We start from the raw sequence: 16605 nt of genomic DNA on the forward strand, positions 1-16605 counted from the left end.
TTGGGCTAGAATCCTCTTTGTCTTTTATTATATTTATGATTTTTCTATTTTGGTGAAATGGTATCAACACCACCCATATAAGGACGAAGAACTTCAGGTATTGTTACTGAGCCATCTTCATTTTGATAATTTTCTAAAATAGCAGCAACCGTACGTCCTACAGCGAGACCAGAGCCGTTAAGGGTATGCAGTAATTTCACTTTTCCATCTGCTTCATCGCGGTAGCGAATTTGTGCACGACGGGCTTGGAAATCTTCAGTATTAGAACAGCTTGAAATTTCGCGATAGGTGTTTTGGGCAGGAATCCAAACTTCCACATCATACGTTTTAGCGGCAGAAAAGCCCATATCACCAGTACATAATGCTATAACTCGGTAAGGAAGCTCAAGTTTTTGGAGAATATTTTCAGCATTAGTGGTCATTTTTTCAAGTTCATCATAAGACTCTTCAGGTTTTGCGAATTTGACCATCTCTACTTTGTGGAATTGATGTAATCGGATAAGACCACGTGTATCACGACCAGCTGAACCTGCTTCTGAGCGGAATGATGGACTCATAGCGGTAAAGTAGATTGGTAATTCTTTGCCGTCAAGGATCTCGCCACGATAATAATTAGTTAGGGGGACTTCCGCTGTTGGAATCAGCACGAAATTGGTATCAGCTAATTCAAAGGTATCTTCTTTGAATTTTGGATATTGACCAGTACCAAACATAGAATCGTGGTTGACCATATAAGGCGGGATAATTTCTTGATAGCCTTCTTTGGCATGTTCATCTAACATGAAGTTGTAGAGAGCTCGTTCAAGTCGAGCACCTAAATTTTTATAGAATAAGAAGCGCGCACCAGTAACTTTAGCCCCACGTTCCCAATCAAGAATGTCTAAAGCTTCTCCCAGATCCCAATGGGCTTTGATTTCAAAGTCAAACTGACGTGGTGTTCCCCAACGACGAACTTCGACATTTTCTTCTTCATCAGCACCAAGAGGAACAGAATCATGGGGTGTATTAGGTAAGGTGGTAATGATTTCAGTCACTTTTTCATCAATTTCAGCTAATTCATTATCAATTGTTTTAATAGCTGCTGAAACCTTTTGCATGTCAGCTATCTGTTGTTGGGCATCATCTTTTTGGCGTTTTGCTTGGGCGATGGCAGCAGAGGCAATATTGCGTTCAGCTTTCAATTCTTCAGATTTGATAAGTAATTGTCGACGCTCTTGGTCTAATTCTTTTAAATGACTAAGCGTTTCTTCAGAGACACCACGCGTTTTCAGTTTCGCGGCAACACTATCAAAATCAGTTCTGATACGTTTTAAATCTAACATGATAAACTCTCCTTTTTTTATAAAAAAACACAGAATATGAACTGCTGGAGCGCTTTTGCGCGGTTCCATCCAGCTTCACATTCTGTGCACTTAATTAGTATTGAATTGATTGAATCGGTAGAATTTCACATGGGTAACCTATCTGTTCGCAGCAAGCACAGACTCTCTGAAAAGTTAAGCATATTACTTATCCGATAGGTCTATTATATCAAATCTTCTTAAAATGTAAATAAGAAAAATGCTTTTAGAGCGGACGCCAACTCCTGCATTCCCTACAAACTTATGATAAAATATGCCTATGATTACAAAAATGAAAAAAGAAAGTCGCACACATCACTATGGTTTGGATTTGTTACGAATCATTTCCATGTTTATGATTGTTGTGACTCATGTATTAGGTAAAGGTGGCCTTAGATCGGAAGTTAATGGACAAGCAGACTCTTACTTTATAGTTACATGGGTTATTCAGGTTCTAGTCTATGGAGCAGTTAATTGTTATGCTTTGATTAGTGGTTACGTAGGATCAAACTCAAGATATCGGTATTCAAAATTAGCCAATATTTGGTTGCAGGTTTTCTTCTATACCTTTACAATTACTTTGTTATTTTTCTTGGCTGGATTCCCAGTGACCTTATTAAATTGGCGTCAAGCTTTTTTCCCAATTGTTAGTGGTCAATATTGGTATATGTCTGCTTATTTTGGTTTGCTTATTTTTATGCCGCTGATTAATGGTGGCCTCAAAGTTTTGTCTGATAAACAGTTGAGAAACCTGGTCGTTTTGATTGCTGTAGTATTTTCTATTTTACCTGCTATGATGAATAATCGTGTTGCTGAGTTTTCATTAAGTAAGGGCTTTGAGATGACCTGGTTGGTTATTCTTTATATCGTAGGTGCCTACTTACGTCGTTTAGACCTCAAACGATTTAGTATTCATAAATTGCTACTTATTTATGCCATATCAATGGTGGTTACTTATGTTATGAAGTTTATTGTTGGGGATATTTGGTACTGGTATGTATCTCCAAGTCTAAGTTTAGGAGCTATTTGTTTATTTATAATTTTCGCAAAGATGTCTATATCTGAGAGGCATAAACTTCATACTTTTATCGTATTAGTAGCTCCAACTACTCTGGGTGTTTACCTAGCGCATTTGCACCCTTTACTAGTAAAGTTTGTCATTCGTGATTTTGCAGAGCCATTTATTAACGCACCTATCTTTATTTATCCCTTTTTAATATTAGGGGCAAGTGTTCTTATTTATATTTTTGCTTTTTTCATTGAGAAGAGTCGGATTTACCTTTTTAAATGCTTAAAAGTGAATCAATTCTTGCGATGGATTGATTGTAAATTTCCTTTTGATAATTAAAAATAAACTGAAACAAGTCAGTTTATTTTTTTCGTCTAAACCATCTAGTGATAATCGTTTGAAGGAGTGTTGGTAATCGAACAACCTTTTCATTTCCGATTTTCTCTCTAGCAGCTTTTAAAATTTTTCCTGAATCTTTAGAAGCAAACAAAAACTTACCTTTGTCCGTGAAAATCTCAAAGTGGCGACTAACTTTTTTTCCTGAAACATTAGCTCCAATTTGATTTATGGAGGTCCAAGGAATTTGAATATAGTCTTCTACATTTTTATCATTATAAAATTCAAAAGCCTTATCACCAATTAAAATTTTGCCAACTTTGCCTCCCATACCGAGGTATGAGACAGCTTTAGTCTGTAAGACGACTGAACTATTCATGGATTTAGCCATTGATCTATCCCCTTCCAAAAAACTATAGTTATTATAGCATATATTAATAGTAAAGATAAAAACCTGAGATAAAAATCCCAGGTTTTGTCGTTATTACATGATACCTAGTAAACGAGCAAGGATACCAACAACAAACAAAGCAATGATGATTGTGATTGGTGAAACTTTTTTCTTCAGTAACCACATACATAGGAAGGTAAGAACAAGGCCCATTAAACCAGGAATTAATGAATCAAGCTGACCTTGAAGCGATTGTGCTTGATATTTATCAAGGCTCATCCCATTGATTGCTTGGCCAAGGATTCCTTTTAGTTCTGCTCCGTTAATATTGCCTTTAGGGAATTCAACGTAGGCACCTTTTGATAGAAGTTTTGATGGCAATGCAACTGTGAATTTAATGGAAACCCAACGTTCAACCAATACTGCAAGAATAAACATCCCTAGGATTGAAGCGCCTTTTGTGATGTCCTGAAGAATCCCACCTGACATGTCTTTGGTAATTTCAGAACCAGCTTTATAGCCAAATTCTTGAGTGTACCATAAGAAAGCCATACGAATGATATTCCATCCAAAGAAGAACAATAGAGGTCCAACAATATTACCAGATGATGCAAGAGAAGCACCGAGTGCACCTAAAATTGGGCGAACTGTAAACCAGAAGACTGGATCACCGATACCAGCCAAAGGCCCCATCATACCAATTTTAACCCCTTGAATAGCAGCATCATCAATATCAGTACCATTTGCTTTTTCTTCTTCAAGAGCAAGTGTAACCCCCATGATTGGAGCTGCAACATATGGGTGGGTGTTAAAGAATTCCAAGTGTCGTGCAAGAGCAGCTGATTGGTCTTCTTTTGTTGTGTATAATTTTTTAATAGCAGGGATTAAGGCATAAGCCCAGCCTAAGTTTTGCATCCGTTCGTAGTTCCAAGAACCTTGCAAGAATTGTGAACGCCACCAAACTTTCTGACGATCGGATTTTGATAATTTAATTTGTTCAGTCATTGTTGGCCCCTTTCTAGTAGTCTTCAAGGATATCGCCGATTGGATCATTTGATCCACCGTTACCTGACCCGCCGTTACCACCTTGTTTTGAAAGGTTTAGGTAGATGAAGGCCATGGCAACACCGATAGTACCAAGAGCGATAAGAGTTAAATTGCTAATAGCGGCAAAAGCGAAACCAAGAGCGAAGAATGGCCATACTTCACGGGTAGCCATCATGTTGATAACCATAGCATAACCTACGGCAACAACCATACCACCACCAACAGCCATACCACCATTTAACCAATCTGGCATCAAATTAAGGGCATCTTTTACGGCATGTGCAGGAATAGCGATAAGAAGTGCTGCAGGAATAGCAATACGAAGACCTTGCATTAATAAGGCGATAAAGTGAGCACGTTCTACAGCAGCAATGTTACCATCTTTAGCGGCATTATCTGCTGTGTGAACAAGCGCCACTGAAAGCGTACGAACAATCATAGTAAGGAATAAACCTGCAACGGCTAAAGGAATAGCTGTTGCGGTTGCAACTGCGATACCTTGAGTGGTGAAATTACCACCCTTAACCATGATAATAGCAGCAGCTACAGACGCAAGTGCAGCATCCGGAGCAACTGCGGCACCAATGTTTGCCCAACCAAGAGCAATCATTTGTAATGATCCACCAAGCATAACGCCTGCCTCTAAGTTACCAGTAACGAGACCAATAAGTGTACAAGCGACAAGTGGTTGATGGAATTGAAATTGGTCAAGGATACCTTCCATACCTGCGAAGAAGGCAACCACAACGACCAAGATAGCAGAAATAATTGAAATATCTGACATTTTCTTATCCTTTCGAAGTGTAAATAGAGAGACTGTCTTAATATTAAATTAAAGTAAAAGACAGAATCCATCAATTCAATATAGTAATATTAGTTAGGTTAGACGTGATTATCCTAAACGATGTTATTTAACATTTGCTTTTTTAATAAGTTCAAATAGATTCTTTTTAGAATCATTTGGAACTTTACGGACATCAAACTGTACGCCTAATTCTTGAAGTTTTTCAAAAGCAGCAACATCATCTTTATCCATTGAAAGAACGTTGTTAACCATTGTCTTACCTGTTGAATGAGCCATTGAACCAACGTTCAATTCTTTAATCTCTACGCCACCTTCAACGGCACGTAGTGCGTCTTGAACAGTTTCGAATAGGATTAAAGCTTGGGTATTACCAAAGCGTGGGTCTTTTGCAACTTCTGTTAATTTTTTAATAGGAACAACATTCGCCTTGATGCCACCTGGTGCAGCTTGTTTAATTAATTGTTTACGAAGTTCGTCTTTAGCAACAGTATCTGATGCAACAATGATACGATTTGCCTTAGAAGCTGGAGTCCAAGCTGTCGCAACTTGACCATGTAATAAGCGAGTATCGATACGAGCAAGGTTAATTTTAAGTTTACCATCTCCGATGACAGTACCTTCTGGAATTGAACCTTTCATAACTGGAGCAGCTGCTGGACTAGCAACAAGCTCAACTGGATTGAGTTCTTCTGGTAGAGCTTTAACTCCTTCTTTAGACTCTTTAATAATATTAGCGGCAACTTGTTCAACACCTGCATTAGCGTCCATCATACGCTCAGTATAGGCTTGAATAAGCATTGGCAAGTTAAGACCTGTGATGATAGCCATTTTACGTTCAGGATTTTCTCCCATAACGCGACTAGCTTGGTTAAATGGAGATCCACTCCAAAGGTCAGCTAGTACAAGGACTTCATCATCAGTATCAAATTGAGCGATAGCATTGTTGAAGTGTGCATATAGATCATCAGGTCCTTCATTTGGCATGAAAGTAACAACTTGAACTTTCTCTTGTTCGCCAAAAATCATAGAACCAGATTGATGAATACCTTCAGCAAATTTACCGTGGCTGGCAATAATAATACCGATACCCATTCTTGTTCTTCCTCCTTTTAAAAATTTTTTCGCTGAAATGAAAAAGAATAATCTCCTTCCAACGGCCCTCTTGTGGGGTATTTGGCAATTCTTTTCCCTTTAAACGAAATTCAAGAACGTCTCTATTTTAAAACGTTTTCAATGAAAAAGCAATACTTTTTCCAAATTAATTATAAATATAGGAAAAATAAGGTAAATAATAGGATAGAATAGCCTTCTTTGAAGCATTGCTAGTATCTTAAGCTCAAGGAGATGATAGTTAAAAGAAAAGCTTTGGAAGCGATGTGGAAATATGAAAACAAGGGACAATAACTGAGAAAATACCAAGAAAAAACCCACCTTTCTGATAAAAAGTGGTTTCGTTTTTTATTATAAGAAAAGCGCTTCTAATTGTTTTGCAACACCATCTTCCTCATTAGACCATTTTATTTGTTCATCGGCATAAGGAAGTAGTAGATCGTTAGCATTTTTCATAGCATAGCCCTTGCCTGCGTAAGCAAGCATCTGCGTATCGTTTTGTTCATCTCCAAAAGCAATTAAGTCTTTTCTTTCCTTATTAAAGAGATTAAGAAGGTATTTGAGAGCATATGCCTTGTTAATATTTTTAGGGGAAATTTCAAGAATATTCAAGGGACCACCCCAAGTGTTAATTTCAATTTCATCTTTGAAAAAGGCTCGCATATTTTTAGCTAAAGCATTCTTATCTTGATGATGTGTCTGCATTAACAGTGCATTTGGATTCCGTGTAATCTTGTTTTTAATAAGCTGCATGTCATCGGTAATTGCCTCTACTCCAAATAATTGAGGATCAATCTTGTCCCTATTATTCAAGGTAATATAGAAGTTTTTACGGTATTCACTAGCAATAAAGTCCATTTGAAAATCAGTCTGGAGTTTTAAGATATCAAGGAGGTATTTTCGATCCAGAGTAACATTGTGTTCATATTTCCATTTTTGTTCAGGTATATGGGTTAGTGATCCATTGAATGTAATCATAGGGGTTTGGAGCTGTAATTGAAGGTAATAGTCTAAGGCCATTCGATAAGGACGTCCAGTAGAGATGACAACTTGGTGACCTTTTTTTTCTACTTTTTGAAGGACTTTTTTTGTATAGTCTGAAATAGTATTATCATGATGGAGTAAGGTTCCATCTAAATCAAGGGCAATTATTTTTTTAGTCATGCTAAAAGTATATCAAAAAAAGCAAAAAAACCATAGTGTAATGGGAAAGTTGAGAATCTCTATTTATTTTATAAAAAACGAACCTTTAACTATTTTTTTAATAAAATGTTTGAGTTTTAAAGAAATCCATGTTACCATTATCTTATCATTTTAAAAGAAAAAGAATCAATTAAATAAGGCAGTCACTGATGATGCAGCCTTTTTTGGTTTTTTTATCTCACTTGGAAAAATAAGGAGAATCCGATCATGGATCCATTTTTTAAATTAAAAGAGAATGCAACAAGCGTTTCTACTGAGATTATTGCAGGGATAACAACTTTTTTTGCAATGTCTTATATCTTGTTTGTCAACCCTAGTATTTTAGGGGCAGCGGGTATGCCAAGCAAAGCTGTTTTTCTTGCGACAATTCTTGCAGCAGTAACTTCTACTTTAATTATGGGCTTGTTTGCGAACGTACCGTATGCTTTGGCGCCTGGTATGGGCTTAAATGCTTTTTTTACTTATACTGTTGTTTTTGGGCTTGGCTTTTCTTGGCAAGAGGCTTTAGCAATGGTGTTTATCTGTGGTTTATTTAACATTTTCATTACAGTAACTAAAGTGCGTAAGGGTATTATCAAAGCTATTCCGCTCAGCTTACAGCACGCTATTGGTGGAGGAATAGGAGTCTTTGTGGCCTATCTAGGATTTAAAAATGCTAATATCATTAATTTTTCCTTGTCTGCTCAAAATATTGTTGCTGTTAACGGGGTAGAACCTGCTAAAACAAGTGCTAAAACATTTGCACAAGGTATCTTGTCTGTAAATGCGAATGGTGGTGTGGTTCCTCTTATCTCTACCTTTACAGAACCAAGTGTTCTTTTAGCTATCTTTGGCTTATTTTTAATGACTGTTCTGGTGATTAAGAATGTTCGTGGGGCTATTTTGCTGGGCATTATTGCAACGACATTGATAGGAATTCCTTTAGGTGTTGTTGATTTATCAAGGATCACTTTTGGCGCAAACCCTCTTGGACAAGCCTTTAATGAGTTAGGAACCACCTTCTTAGCAGCATTTGGGGGAATGGTAAGCTTATTTAAGGATGCTAACCGTTTACCACTTGTTCTTATGACAATTTTTGCATTCTCCTTATCAGATACCTTTGATACGATTGGAACCTTTATTGGTACGGGACGTCGTACAGGGATTTTTTCGGCAGAAGATGAAGCAGCTCTAGAAAATAGTACTGGTTTTTCATCTAAGATGGATCGTGCCTTATTTGCTGACGCTATTGGAACATCAATTGGTGCTTTATTTGGAACATCCAATACAACAACTTATGTAGAGTCTGCAGCAGGTATTGCAGAAGGAGGGAGAACCGGTTTGACGGCTGTTTCTACAGCAACATGTTTCCTTTTATCGATTCTTTTGTTGCCATTAATTGGCATTGTTCCTGCTGCGGCAACTGCTCCAGCTCTCATTATTGTTGGGGTTATGATGGTTTCATCATTTTTAGATGTTGATTGGAGCAATTTTGAAGATGCTTTACCTGCTTTTTTTGCCGCCTTTTTTATGGCTTTATGTTATTCCATTTCCTATGGGATAGCTGGTGCATTTATCTTCTACTGTTTAGTCAAAGTGACTAAAGGTAAAGCTAGCGAGGTTCACCCAATCTTATGGGGAGCCAGCTTCCTATTTATACTTAACTTTGTTATCTTAGCGATTCTTTAAAGAGGGTAGTTGCAACTGCGACTGCTTTTTATTTTCGAATAGAATAGATAGGATGGGACTTGGAAGTAAAATGCTTTTCTGATATAATGACTTTATGTTTTATAGTAAAGATGAAGCTGAGCTCATTACTTTTGGTCGTGCACTTGGCCAAAAACTAGAAGAAAATGATTTGTTAATTTTATCAGGGGACTTGGGTGCTGGCAAAACGACTTTGACCAAGGGAATTGCCCAAGGCCTAGGCGTTGCCCAAATGATTAAAAGCCCTACTTATACTATAGTCCGAGAATATGAAGGTCGGTTACCTCTTTTTCATTTAGATGTCTACCGGATCGGTGACGATCCTGATTCTATTGATTTAGATGATTTTGTTTATGGTAATGGCGTGACAGTTATTGAATGGGGGGACCTGTTAAACTTAGCTGACTTTGAAGATTATTTAGTCATTACCATTGAAAAAATTGCCAGTGGCCGCCAGTTGAAGCTTCATGCGCAAGGACGACGGTCTCAACAACTTCTTGAGGAATTGCAAAATGGCTAATGGTAATGTGCTCATTGAAGAAGCTAGAGCTGAGGACGCTGAAGCTATTATTAATTTACTGGATCAGGTCGCTCAAGAAACGTCCTTTATTTCAGACGTAGAAGTCTTTAAAAAGGTCTCCCTAGAGCAATTACAATTTCTTTTGGCGAGTCAAACGGAGAGTGCACTAGAATTGTGTCTGGTCCTAAAAGTTGATCAAGAACTTGTAGGTCTCTTGAATATTTCTAATAGTAAGCTAAAGGAAAGAGCTCATCTTGGTGAACTGTTTGTTGTTGTCAGTGAAGCCTATCAAGGTTATGGTTTGGGGCAAGATCTAATAGAACTTGCTCTAAACTGGATAAGAGAAATGGGATTGCTTAAAAAACTTGAACTCCAGGTTCAAGTTCGAAATCAAAAGGCCATCCATGTTTATGAAAAGTTTGGTTTTAGGATTGAAGGGAAAAGAAAATTAGCTGTTAAAACGAAAGATGGAGAATTTCTGGATACCTACTTTATGGGAAAAATTCTGGAAGATTAAAAAATAAATGAAAATTGGAAAAAAAATATTTTTGATGATGTTAGCAATCATCTTTACGACCCTTATAGCAATAGGTGTTTATGCAACTAGTGCTTATAATTTTTCTACCGGTGAATTGGCAAAAACCTTTAAAGATTTCAATACCTCTGACAAGAAAAATGACGTTATCAAGCAGACCAAACCTTTTTCTATTTTATTAATGGGGGTTGACACTGGGTCATCTGAACGCAAGTCTAAGTGGTCTGGTAATAGTGACTCAATGATTTTGGTGACTATAAATCCTGAAACTAAAAAAACAACTATGACCAGTTTGGAGAGAGATATTTTAATAAAACTATCTGGTCCAAACTCAAATGATATGAATGGTGCTGAGGCCAAACTAAATGCCGCCTACGCTTCTGGAGGAGCAGAGATGGCTATCATGACAGTTCAAGATTTATTGAACATTAAGATTGATAAATATGTTCAAATAAACATGCAAGGGCTTATTGATTTGGTTGACGCTGTCGGTGGTATTACGGTTACAAATGAATTTGATTTTCCGATTTCAATTTCTGAGAATGAACCGGAATATCAGGCAAAAGTTCAGCCAGGAACGCATAAGGTAAATGGGGAACAAGCCCTTGTCTATGCTCGGATGCGTTATGATGATCCTGAAGGGGATTACGGCCGACAAAAACGTCAACGATTGGTTATTCAAAAGGTTATTAAGAAGATTCTAGCCTTAAATAGCATCAGTTCTTACCGAAAAATTTTACACGCGGTTAGCAATAACATGCAAACTAACATCGAAATTTCATCACAAACAATTCCGTCTTTACTTGGCTATGCCGATGCCCTAAAAGAAATCAATTCCTATCAGTTGAAAGGTGAGGATGCCACATTAGCAGATGGCGGTTCTTATCAAATTGTTAAGGCAGACCACTTATTGGGTATTCAAAATCGGATTCGTCGTCAATTAGGCTTAAGTGAGATTACGGAACTAAAAACTAGCGCGGTGACTTACGAAGAGTTATATGGACTTGAAGGAAGTTCCAAACTTAAAACAGAAGTTAGCTCTGGAATGAATACACAGTCTGATAGTCAATATTCAGGCCAAGTAGATAATAATAGTTCTTACTATTCAACGCCAAATCATTTTAATACGGGTGTTCCTTCAGAAAGCATTCCTTCAACCGTTCCGGGTTCTACAGATAGCTCAGTAACAGGGGGAGCTACATATTCAGGTGGTTCTTCTGCTAATACAGGGACAACTACTGTACCAGTAAGCCCAGTTTCTCCTGCACCGAGTGGGGGAGCTAGTAACACGCCCACACAATAAAAAAGGCAAGCCCTACTATTGGTAGGCTCTCGTCTCAGTGTGATTTTAGAAAAGTACAGATAGGTATTTAAAACACGGTTTTGACCGTGTTTTTTTGTATTATGTGACTTTCAGTCCGTTTCGCTCCGTAGGTGCGAAACAAACAACCACCCGCTATGCGGGTGCGCGTCGAAAGTTATACTACAAAAAAACTCCAAACGGGCTACAATATAGGTGTTCAGGCCAATTGTAAAGCGAAAGGAGTAAAAATATGGCGCAAAAGGCACATAGTTTATCACACACAAAGTGGATGTGTAAATATCACATTGTGTTCACCCCTAAGTATAGACGAAAAGTAATCTATAATCACTATCGAGGCAGTTTGGGAGAAATTTTTCAAAGATTATGTAGCTGTAAATATAAAGGAGTGGAAATAATAGAAGGACATCTGATGCCAGATCACGTACACATGTTAGGAAGCATTCCCCCAGAATAAGTGTTTCAAGTTTTATGGGCTATTTAAAAGGTAAGAGTGCACTTATGATGTTCGACAAACACGCCAATCTGAAATACAAATTTGGTAATCGACATTTTTGGGCTGAAGGCTATTACATAAGTCCAGTTGGCCTTAATGAAGCCACAATAAAAAAACATGACATAGCACTAGATAAACTGAGTGTTAAAGAATATGAGAATCCCTTTAGGGATAATAGTAAGTAATACAAATGCCTCTTTAAGAGGCCGGTGACGAGTCAAAAGCAATAAGGCTTGAACAAAGTGAAAGCCAGCGACTTTGGGCGCTGGCTACTTATGTTTTAATAGAATACTTCAGAATTTTTTGAAGCATTTTTCAATGTTATTCCTACAATAGGGTATCACACATACTTGTCAAAGTGGTCTTGCTTTTTTAGTAACGATGTTAGAAGTTATTGATATTTTTCCATACGTTCTTTGATTTGATTGATTTTGGGTTGCGTCTCTTTGTTAAAGACTCTTAACTTATAAGCCAAATCGTCACTAATTGTTTGAATTTTTTCAACCTCAGATTGAATAAGGGCCAGGTTTGCTTTGATTTTATTTAAATCTAACTGAATCTGGTCTTTGGTCTCTTTTGCTTCACTTAAGTTAGAGATAATTTTATCTTTATTCTGATAGGCTATAAAAGCAAGATAGGAAGCTAATCCTCCAATCAGAAAGGCTTTGATTTTCATTCGCTAACCTCCTTCTTTATGTTATCAGCAAGCTGTGCTAAGTGTTCGAAGTCAGGATCGTGCACAGTGTATTTAATAGAAATACCATCATTTTTGCTGTAACGGGGGACTAAATGAATGTGTGCATGAAAAACCGTTTGTCCTGCTAATTCCTCATTGTTATTAACAATATTCATTGCGGTAGCATTGGTGGCTTTTTGAACAGCTCTTGCAAGTTTTGGTAAACGAGCGAAGGTTTTGCTGGCAGTTTCCGCGCTCATGTTAAGGATATTGCGTACATGTTCTTTAGGAATGAGGAGGGTATGCCCAGGGGTGGTTTGTGAAATATCTAAAAAGGCTAATACATCGTCATCTTCATAAACTTTTGACGAGGGAATATCTCCATTTATTATTTTACAAAAAATACAATCATCCATATGATTACGACCCTTCTTTATATTCTGTAACTATCTCTAATCTACCTTTGGTTTTGGGGATAAATACTTTAAATGAAAACTTACTGAACCGTTTTACATGACTTACCTATAAGTCCAGTCCAAAAAGCAAGTAAACAAATAATTGAAACTTTGAACCATTTAAACATTGTTAATCCTCCTCATTACATTTTACCCTTTTTTTAAAAGTACTTCAATCAAAATAAGAAGGGGAGAATAATCAGATATGGATTCTTATAAAATATGATAAACTTCAAAATTGTCAGAATCTTTATTTTTTAGGAAGATACTAGCCATGATACTGGTTGGTATTAGATTTATGATGGTTCTATATAAGCATTTACTTGATTTGCTTCACTTTCCTCCCTATAATTTGTTATAATAGGAGTCATTAAAAGCTATTATTTAGAAAGAGTTAACATGCTAAAAATTGAAAATTTAACAGGGGGATATATTAATATTCCTGTTCTAAAAGATATCACTTTCTCAGTTGATAATGGGCAGTTGGTAGGTTTAATTGGCTTAAATGGTGCTGGAAAATCGACTACTATTAATGAAATTATCGGACTCTTACGACCTTATAAGGGCTCAATAAAAATTGATGGGGTAAGTTTGGAAGAAGATCCGGCTGCTTATCGTAAGAAAATTGGATTTATTCCAGAAACACCAAGTTTATATGAAGAATTGACTTTAGCAGAACATATTGAAACCATAGCTATGGCTTATGATATAGAGGTGTCAGAAGCTCTTGAACGTGCACAGCCTTTACTCAAGACCTATCGTTTGTTAGATCGTTTAGATTGGTATCCAAGCCAGTTCTCAAAAGGAATGAAACAAAAGGTGATGATTATTTGTGCTTTTATTATTGATCCTAGTCTCTTCATTCTAGATGAACCCTTCTTGGGCCTTGATCCTTTAGCTATCTCGGATTTAATTGCTTATTTAGAAGTTGAGAAAGAAAAAGGGAAGTCCATTTTAATGAGTACTCATGTCCTTGATTCAGCAGAAAAAATGTGTGATGCTTTTGTAATTCTACATCAGGGAGAGATAAGAGCTCAAGGGACCCTATCTGATTTACGAGCAACTTTTGGAAATCCAAAAGCCAGCTTGAATGATATCTATCTAGCGTTAACAACAGAGGTATAAAGATGAGACAACTATTTAAACAACGTCGGTTGACTTTTCTAGCCTTGCACCGTAAGTACCTCCCCTATGTTTTAAATGATCACTTTGTTCTAGTTTTAGTTTTTCTGTTAGGTTATCTTCTTTATCAATATAGCCAATTACTCAATCATCTTCCTGAGAATCGTTTTCCAATCATACTGGTCATAATGGTTTTATTTCTCTTTCTACTAGGTTTAGGAAAGCCAGCTACCTATCTTGAACCGGCAGATCAGCATTTTTTGCTTTGTCAAGAAAGATATGTCATCAAGCATCTTAAAGAAAGTGGAAGACGTTCCTTTTATATCTGGTCGGGATTAGGTGGTCTTCTTTTACTGCTCTTATACCCTTTATTTCTTAAGTTGGGATTTGGAATAGTGACCTTCTTAGGTGTTTTAGCTTTATTTGTCAGCCTGAAGTGGATTATCCAAAAATATAAGGTTGACACATTGTTGGCGGAAGGACATTTGGATTGGGACAAAGCTATTGCTTATGAATTAGAACGTCAGCAAGGCGTCTTAAAATTTTATGCTCTTTTCACAAGTGTCAAAGGACTTTCTAGTAAGTTTAAAAATAGAAGATACCTCAATTTCTTGCTGGCTATCTTTCCTAAGAAGAGTAACAATCTCTGGTTACACCTCTATGCTAGAGCTTTTTTGAGAAGTTCAGATTATTTAGGTCTCTTTTTTAGACTAACTGTTTTAAGCTGTCTGAGTCTAAGTTTAATAAAAAATCCTTATCTCGCTTTGACTCTAGCTCTTGTATGGAACTACCTATTATTTTTCCAGGTACTGGCCTTATATCATCATTATAATTACTATTTTATGGCTCAGCTTTATCCTAAGACCAAGCATTTGAAAAAAAAGAATTTATTACTCTTTTTAAGATACCTATCAGTTTTGGCCTTTCTGTTCCAAGCTATTTTTTGTCATGAACTAATCATTTTAGGAGGAGTAACTATTATAATGCTCTTTTTAAGTTTTGTTTATCTCCCTTATAAGATGAAGAACATAATTGACTAAGTTATCCAAAACAAGTAAAATAGGGATAACTGATTTGAAATAGAAAAGGAGGGCGATAGTATGACAATAACGGAAGATGATTTAACTTTGACGCCCTTACGTGGAAAAAGTGGGAAAGCTTATAAAGGAACCTACCCCAATGGTGATAGTGTTTTTATTAAGTTGAACACAACTCCCATTTTACCGGCTTTATCTAAAGAACAAATTGCACCACAATTACTTTGGGCAAAACGCATGGGAAATGGGGATATGATGAGTGCGCAAGAATGGCTAGATGGCCGTATCCTTTCGCGCCAAGATATGAATAGTAAGCAGATTATTCATATCTTATTGAGGTTACATAAGTCAAAACAACTGGTCAATCAACTCTTACAGCTTAACTACAAAATTGAAAATCCCTATGATTTAGTAGCTGATTTTGAGCGAAATGCTCCCTTGCAAATTCAACAAAATTCTTACTTGCAAGGTGTAGTCAAAGAACTTAAAAGAAGTTTACCAGAATTTAGAGCTGATATAGCTACTATTGTCCATGGTGATATCAAGCACAGCAACTGGGTCATCACAACAAGTGGTATGATTTACTTGTGTGATTGGGATTCAGTGCGTTTGACAGATCGGATGTATGATGTGGCTTATTTACTGAGTCATTATATTCCAAGATCACGGTGGTCAGAATGGTTATCTTATTACGGCTATAAAAATAACGAAAAAGTGATGAGCAAAATCTTCTGGTATGGTCAACTTTCTTATTTGACTCAGATTTTAAGATGCTTTGACAAACGTGATATGGAACATGTGAATCAAGAAATTTACGCCCTCCGTAAATTTAAAGAAAGTTTTAGAAAGTTATAATGCGAGTTCGAAAACGAAAAGGTGCTGAGGAGCACTTGGAAAATCACCCCCAATATGTTATATTAGAACCTGAAGATGCTAAAGGTCGGTGGCAAGAAGTATTTGGCAACACCAACCCTATCCATATTGAAGTTGGATCAGGAAAAGGTGGCTTTATCACTGGTATGGCTAAACAAAATCCAGATATCAACTATATTGGAATTGATATCCAATTGTCGGTTTTAAGCTATGCTTTAGATAAAGTATTAGAGGCAGATCTCCCAAATGTACGTTTATTGCGAGTAGATGGTTCTAGTTTGACGAACTACTTTACCGATGGAGAGATTAGTCTACTCTATCTTAACTTTTCAGATCCTTGGCCAAAATCCAGACATGAGAAACGTCGTCTCACTTATAAGGATTTCCTTAAGACTTATCAAGCAATTCTTCCTCCTCACGGACAACTTCATTTTAAAACAGATAATCGTGGCTTGTTTGAATATAGCTTAGCTAGTTTTTCTCAATATGGGATGACTCTAAACCAGGTTTGGTTAGATTTACATGCTAGTAATTATGAAGGAAATGTCATGACTGAGTATGAGGCTAAATTTGCTCAAAAAGGCCAAGTGATATACCGAGTGGAAGCTCAATTTTGATATATTTTGGAAGTTGATAACAACTT

At 36.8% G+C, this 16605-nt stretch carries 17 protein-coding genes and 1 pseudogene; 10 read left to right on the forward strand and 8 right to left on the reverse strand.

Translation table 11 applies throughout. The features are described from left to right. Positions 1 to 44: 44 nt before the first annotated feature. Positions 45 to 1322 (reverse strand): serine--tRNA ligase, encoded by a 1278-nt coding sequence (gene serS / locus STRPS_RS06325; protein ID WP_007892109.1) that lies wholly within the window; start codon positions 1320 to 1322, stop codon positions 45 to 47. A 292-nt stretch (positions 1323 to 1614) separates the two neighbouring features. Between serS and STRPS_RS06330 the strand changes: the two genes are divergently transcribed. Continuing rightward, positions 1615 to 2688, forward strand: a complete 1074-nt coding sequence (locus STRPS_RS06330) for an acyltransferase (protein ID WP_007892130.1) — start codon at positions 1615 to 1617, stop codon at positions 2686 to 2688. 22 nt (positions 2689 to 2710) lie between these two features. Here the strand turns inward: STRPS_RS06330 and STRPS_RS06335 are convergent, their stop codons facing one another. The 5 genes from STRPS_RS06335 to STRPS_RS06355 all read right to left on the reverse strand — a co-directional run bounded on the left by STRPS_RS06335 (position 2711) and on the right by STRPS_RS06355 (position 7202). Continuing rightward, positions 2711 to 3076: a DUF956 family protein gene (locus STRPS_RS06335; protein WP_007892156.1), complete on the reverse strand. Its 366-nt coding sequence runs from the start codon at positions 3074 to 3076 to the stop codon at positions 2711 to 2713. A 93-nt stretch (positions 3077 to 3169) separates the two neighbouring features. Beyond that, entirely contained in the window at positions 3170 to 4081 is a 912-nt protein-coding gene (locus STRPS_RS06340) for a PTS system mannose/fructose/sorbose family transporter subunit IID (protein WP_007892140.1), read from the reverse strand. Positions 4082 to 4094: 13 nt separating this feature from the next. Continuing rightward, on the reverse strand, positions 4095 to 4907 hold the full coding sequence (locus STRPS_RS06345; protein WP_007892103.1) for a PTS mannose/fructose/sorbose transporter subunit IIC: 813 nt from the start codon (positions 4905 to 4907) through the stop codon (positions 4095 to 4097). A 123-nt stretch (positions 4908 to 5030) separates the two neighbouring features. Next, entirely contained in the window at positions 5031 to 6020 is a 990-nt protein-coding gene (locus tag STRPS_RS06350) for a mannose/fructose/sorbose PTS transporter subunit IIA (RefSeq protein WP_007892154.1), read from the reverse strand. Between the two features lie 369 nt (positions 6021 to 6389). Further along, positions 6390 to 7202: a Cof-type HAD-IIB family hydrolase gene (locus tag STRPS_RS06355; RefSeq protein ID WP_007892106.1), complete on the reverse strand. Its 813-nt coding sequence runs from the start codon at positions 7200 to 7202 to the stop codon at positions 6390 to 6392. Between the two features lie 246 nt (positions 7203 to 7448). On the opposite strand from STRPS_RS06355, the gene STRPS_RS06360 reads away from it, so the two are divergent. From STRPS_RS06360 to tnpA, 5 genes and pseudogenes are all read left to right on the forward strand, one after another. Beyond that, positions 7449 to 8909, forward strand: a complete 1461-nt coding sequence (locus STRPS_RS06360; protein ID WP_007892128.1) for an NCS2 family permease — start codon at positions 7449 to 7451, stop codon at positions 8907 to 8909. 94 nt (positions 8910 to 9003) lie between these two features. Beyond that, on the forward strand, positions 9004 to 9447 hold the full coding sequence (tsaE, locus tag STRPS_RS06365; protein WP_007892138.1) for a tRNA (adenosine(37)-N6)-threonylcarbamoyltransferase complex ATPase subunit type 1 TsaE: 444 nt from the start codon (positions 9004 to 9006) through the stop codon (positions 9445 to 9447). After that, positions 9440 to 9964 carry a GNAT family N-acetyltransferase gene (locus STRPS_RS06370; protein ID WP_007892158.1) on the forward strand — a complete coding sequence of 175 codons (525 nt, stop codon included), beginning with the start codon at positions 9440 to 9442 and terminating at the stop codon, positions 9962 to 9964. Before tsaE ends, STRPS_RS06370 begins: the two co-directional genes overlap by 8 nt. 7 nt (positions 9965 to 9971) lie before the next feature. Continuing rightward, the gene (lytR, locus tag STRPS_RS06375; RefSeq protein WP_007892137.1) at positions 9972 to 11285 is read left to right on the forward strand and encodes a glycopolymer--peptidoglycan transferase LytR; all 1314 of its coding nucleotides are present in this window, start codon (positions 9972 to 9974) and stop codon (positions 11283 to 11285) included. A gap of 250 nt (positions 11286 to 11535) precedes the next feature. Next, a pseudogene (tnpA, locus tag STRPS_RS06380) lies at positions 11536 to 11984 on the forward strand (IS200/IS605 family transposase). A gap of 206 nt (positions 11985 to 12190) precedes the next feature. Here the strand turns inward: tnpA and STRPS_RS06385 are convergent. Both STRPS_RS06385 and STRPS_RS06390 read right to left on the reverse strand, forming a co-directional pair. Beyond that, positions 12191 to 12475: a hypothetical protein gene (locus STRPS_RS06385; RefSeq protein ID WP_007892161.1), complete on the reverse strand. Its 285-nt coding sequence runs from the start codon at positions 12473 to 12475 to the stop codon at positions 12191 to 12193. Then, positions 12472 to 12891: an HIT family protein gene (locus STRPS_RS06390; protein WP_007892132.1), complete on the reverse strand. Its 420-nt coding sequence runs from the start codon at positions 12889 to 12891 to the stop codon at positions 12472 to 12474. The genes STRPS_RS06385 and STRPS_RS06390 overlap by 4 nt, the downstream gene beginning before the upstream one ends. A gap of 438 nt (positions 12892 to 13329) precedes the next feature. Here STRPS_RS06390 and STRPS_RS06395 point away from each other — a divergent pair, with 438 nt between their 5' ends. Genes STRPS_RS06395 through trmB form a run of 4 tightly spaced genes read left to right on the forward strand, consistent with a single transcriptional unit; the run spans position 13330 to position 16579 of the window. Next, the gene (locus tag STRPS_RS06395) at positions 13330 to 14055 is read left to right on the forward strand and encodes an ABC transporter ATP-binding protein (protein WP_007892113.1); all 726 of its coding nucleotides are present in this window, start codon (positions 13330 to 13332) and stop codon (positions 14053 to 14055) included. Positions 14056 to 14057: 2 nt separating this feature from the next. Then, entirely contained in the window at positions 14058 to 15092 is a 1035-nt protein-coding gene (locus STRPS_RS06400; protein ID WP_007892152.1) for an ABC transporter permease, read from the forward strand. Between the two features lie 60 nt (positions 15093 to 15152). Beyond that, positions 15153 to 15944: a cell cycle regulator CcrZ gene (gene ccrZ, locus STRPS_RS06405; RefSeq protein WP_003084957.1), complete on the forward strand. Its 792-nt coding sequence runs from the start codon at positions 15153 to 15155 to the stop codon at positions 15942 to 15944. Beyond that, a complete protein-coding gene (gene trmB, locus STRPS_RS06410; RefSeq protein WP_007892080.1) occupies positions 15944 to 16579 on the forward strand; it encodes a tRNA (guanosine(46)-N7)-methyltransferase TrmB in 636 nt (211 codons plus the stop codon). Before ccrZ ends, trmB begins: the two co-directional genes overlap by 1 nt. Positions 16580 to 16605 lie beyond the last annotated feature (26 nt).

The organism is Streptococcus pseudoporcinus LQ 940-04 (genome assembly GCF_000188035.1).
In the GTDB taxonomy this organism is placed as follows: Bacteria; Bacillota; Bacilli; order Lactobacillales; family Streptococcaceae; genus Streptococcus; species Streptococcus pseudoporcinus.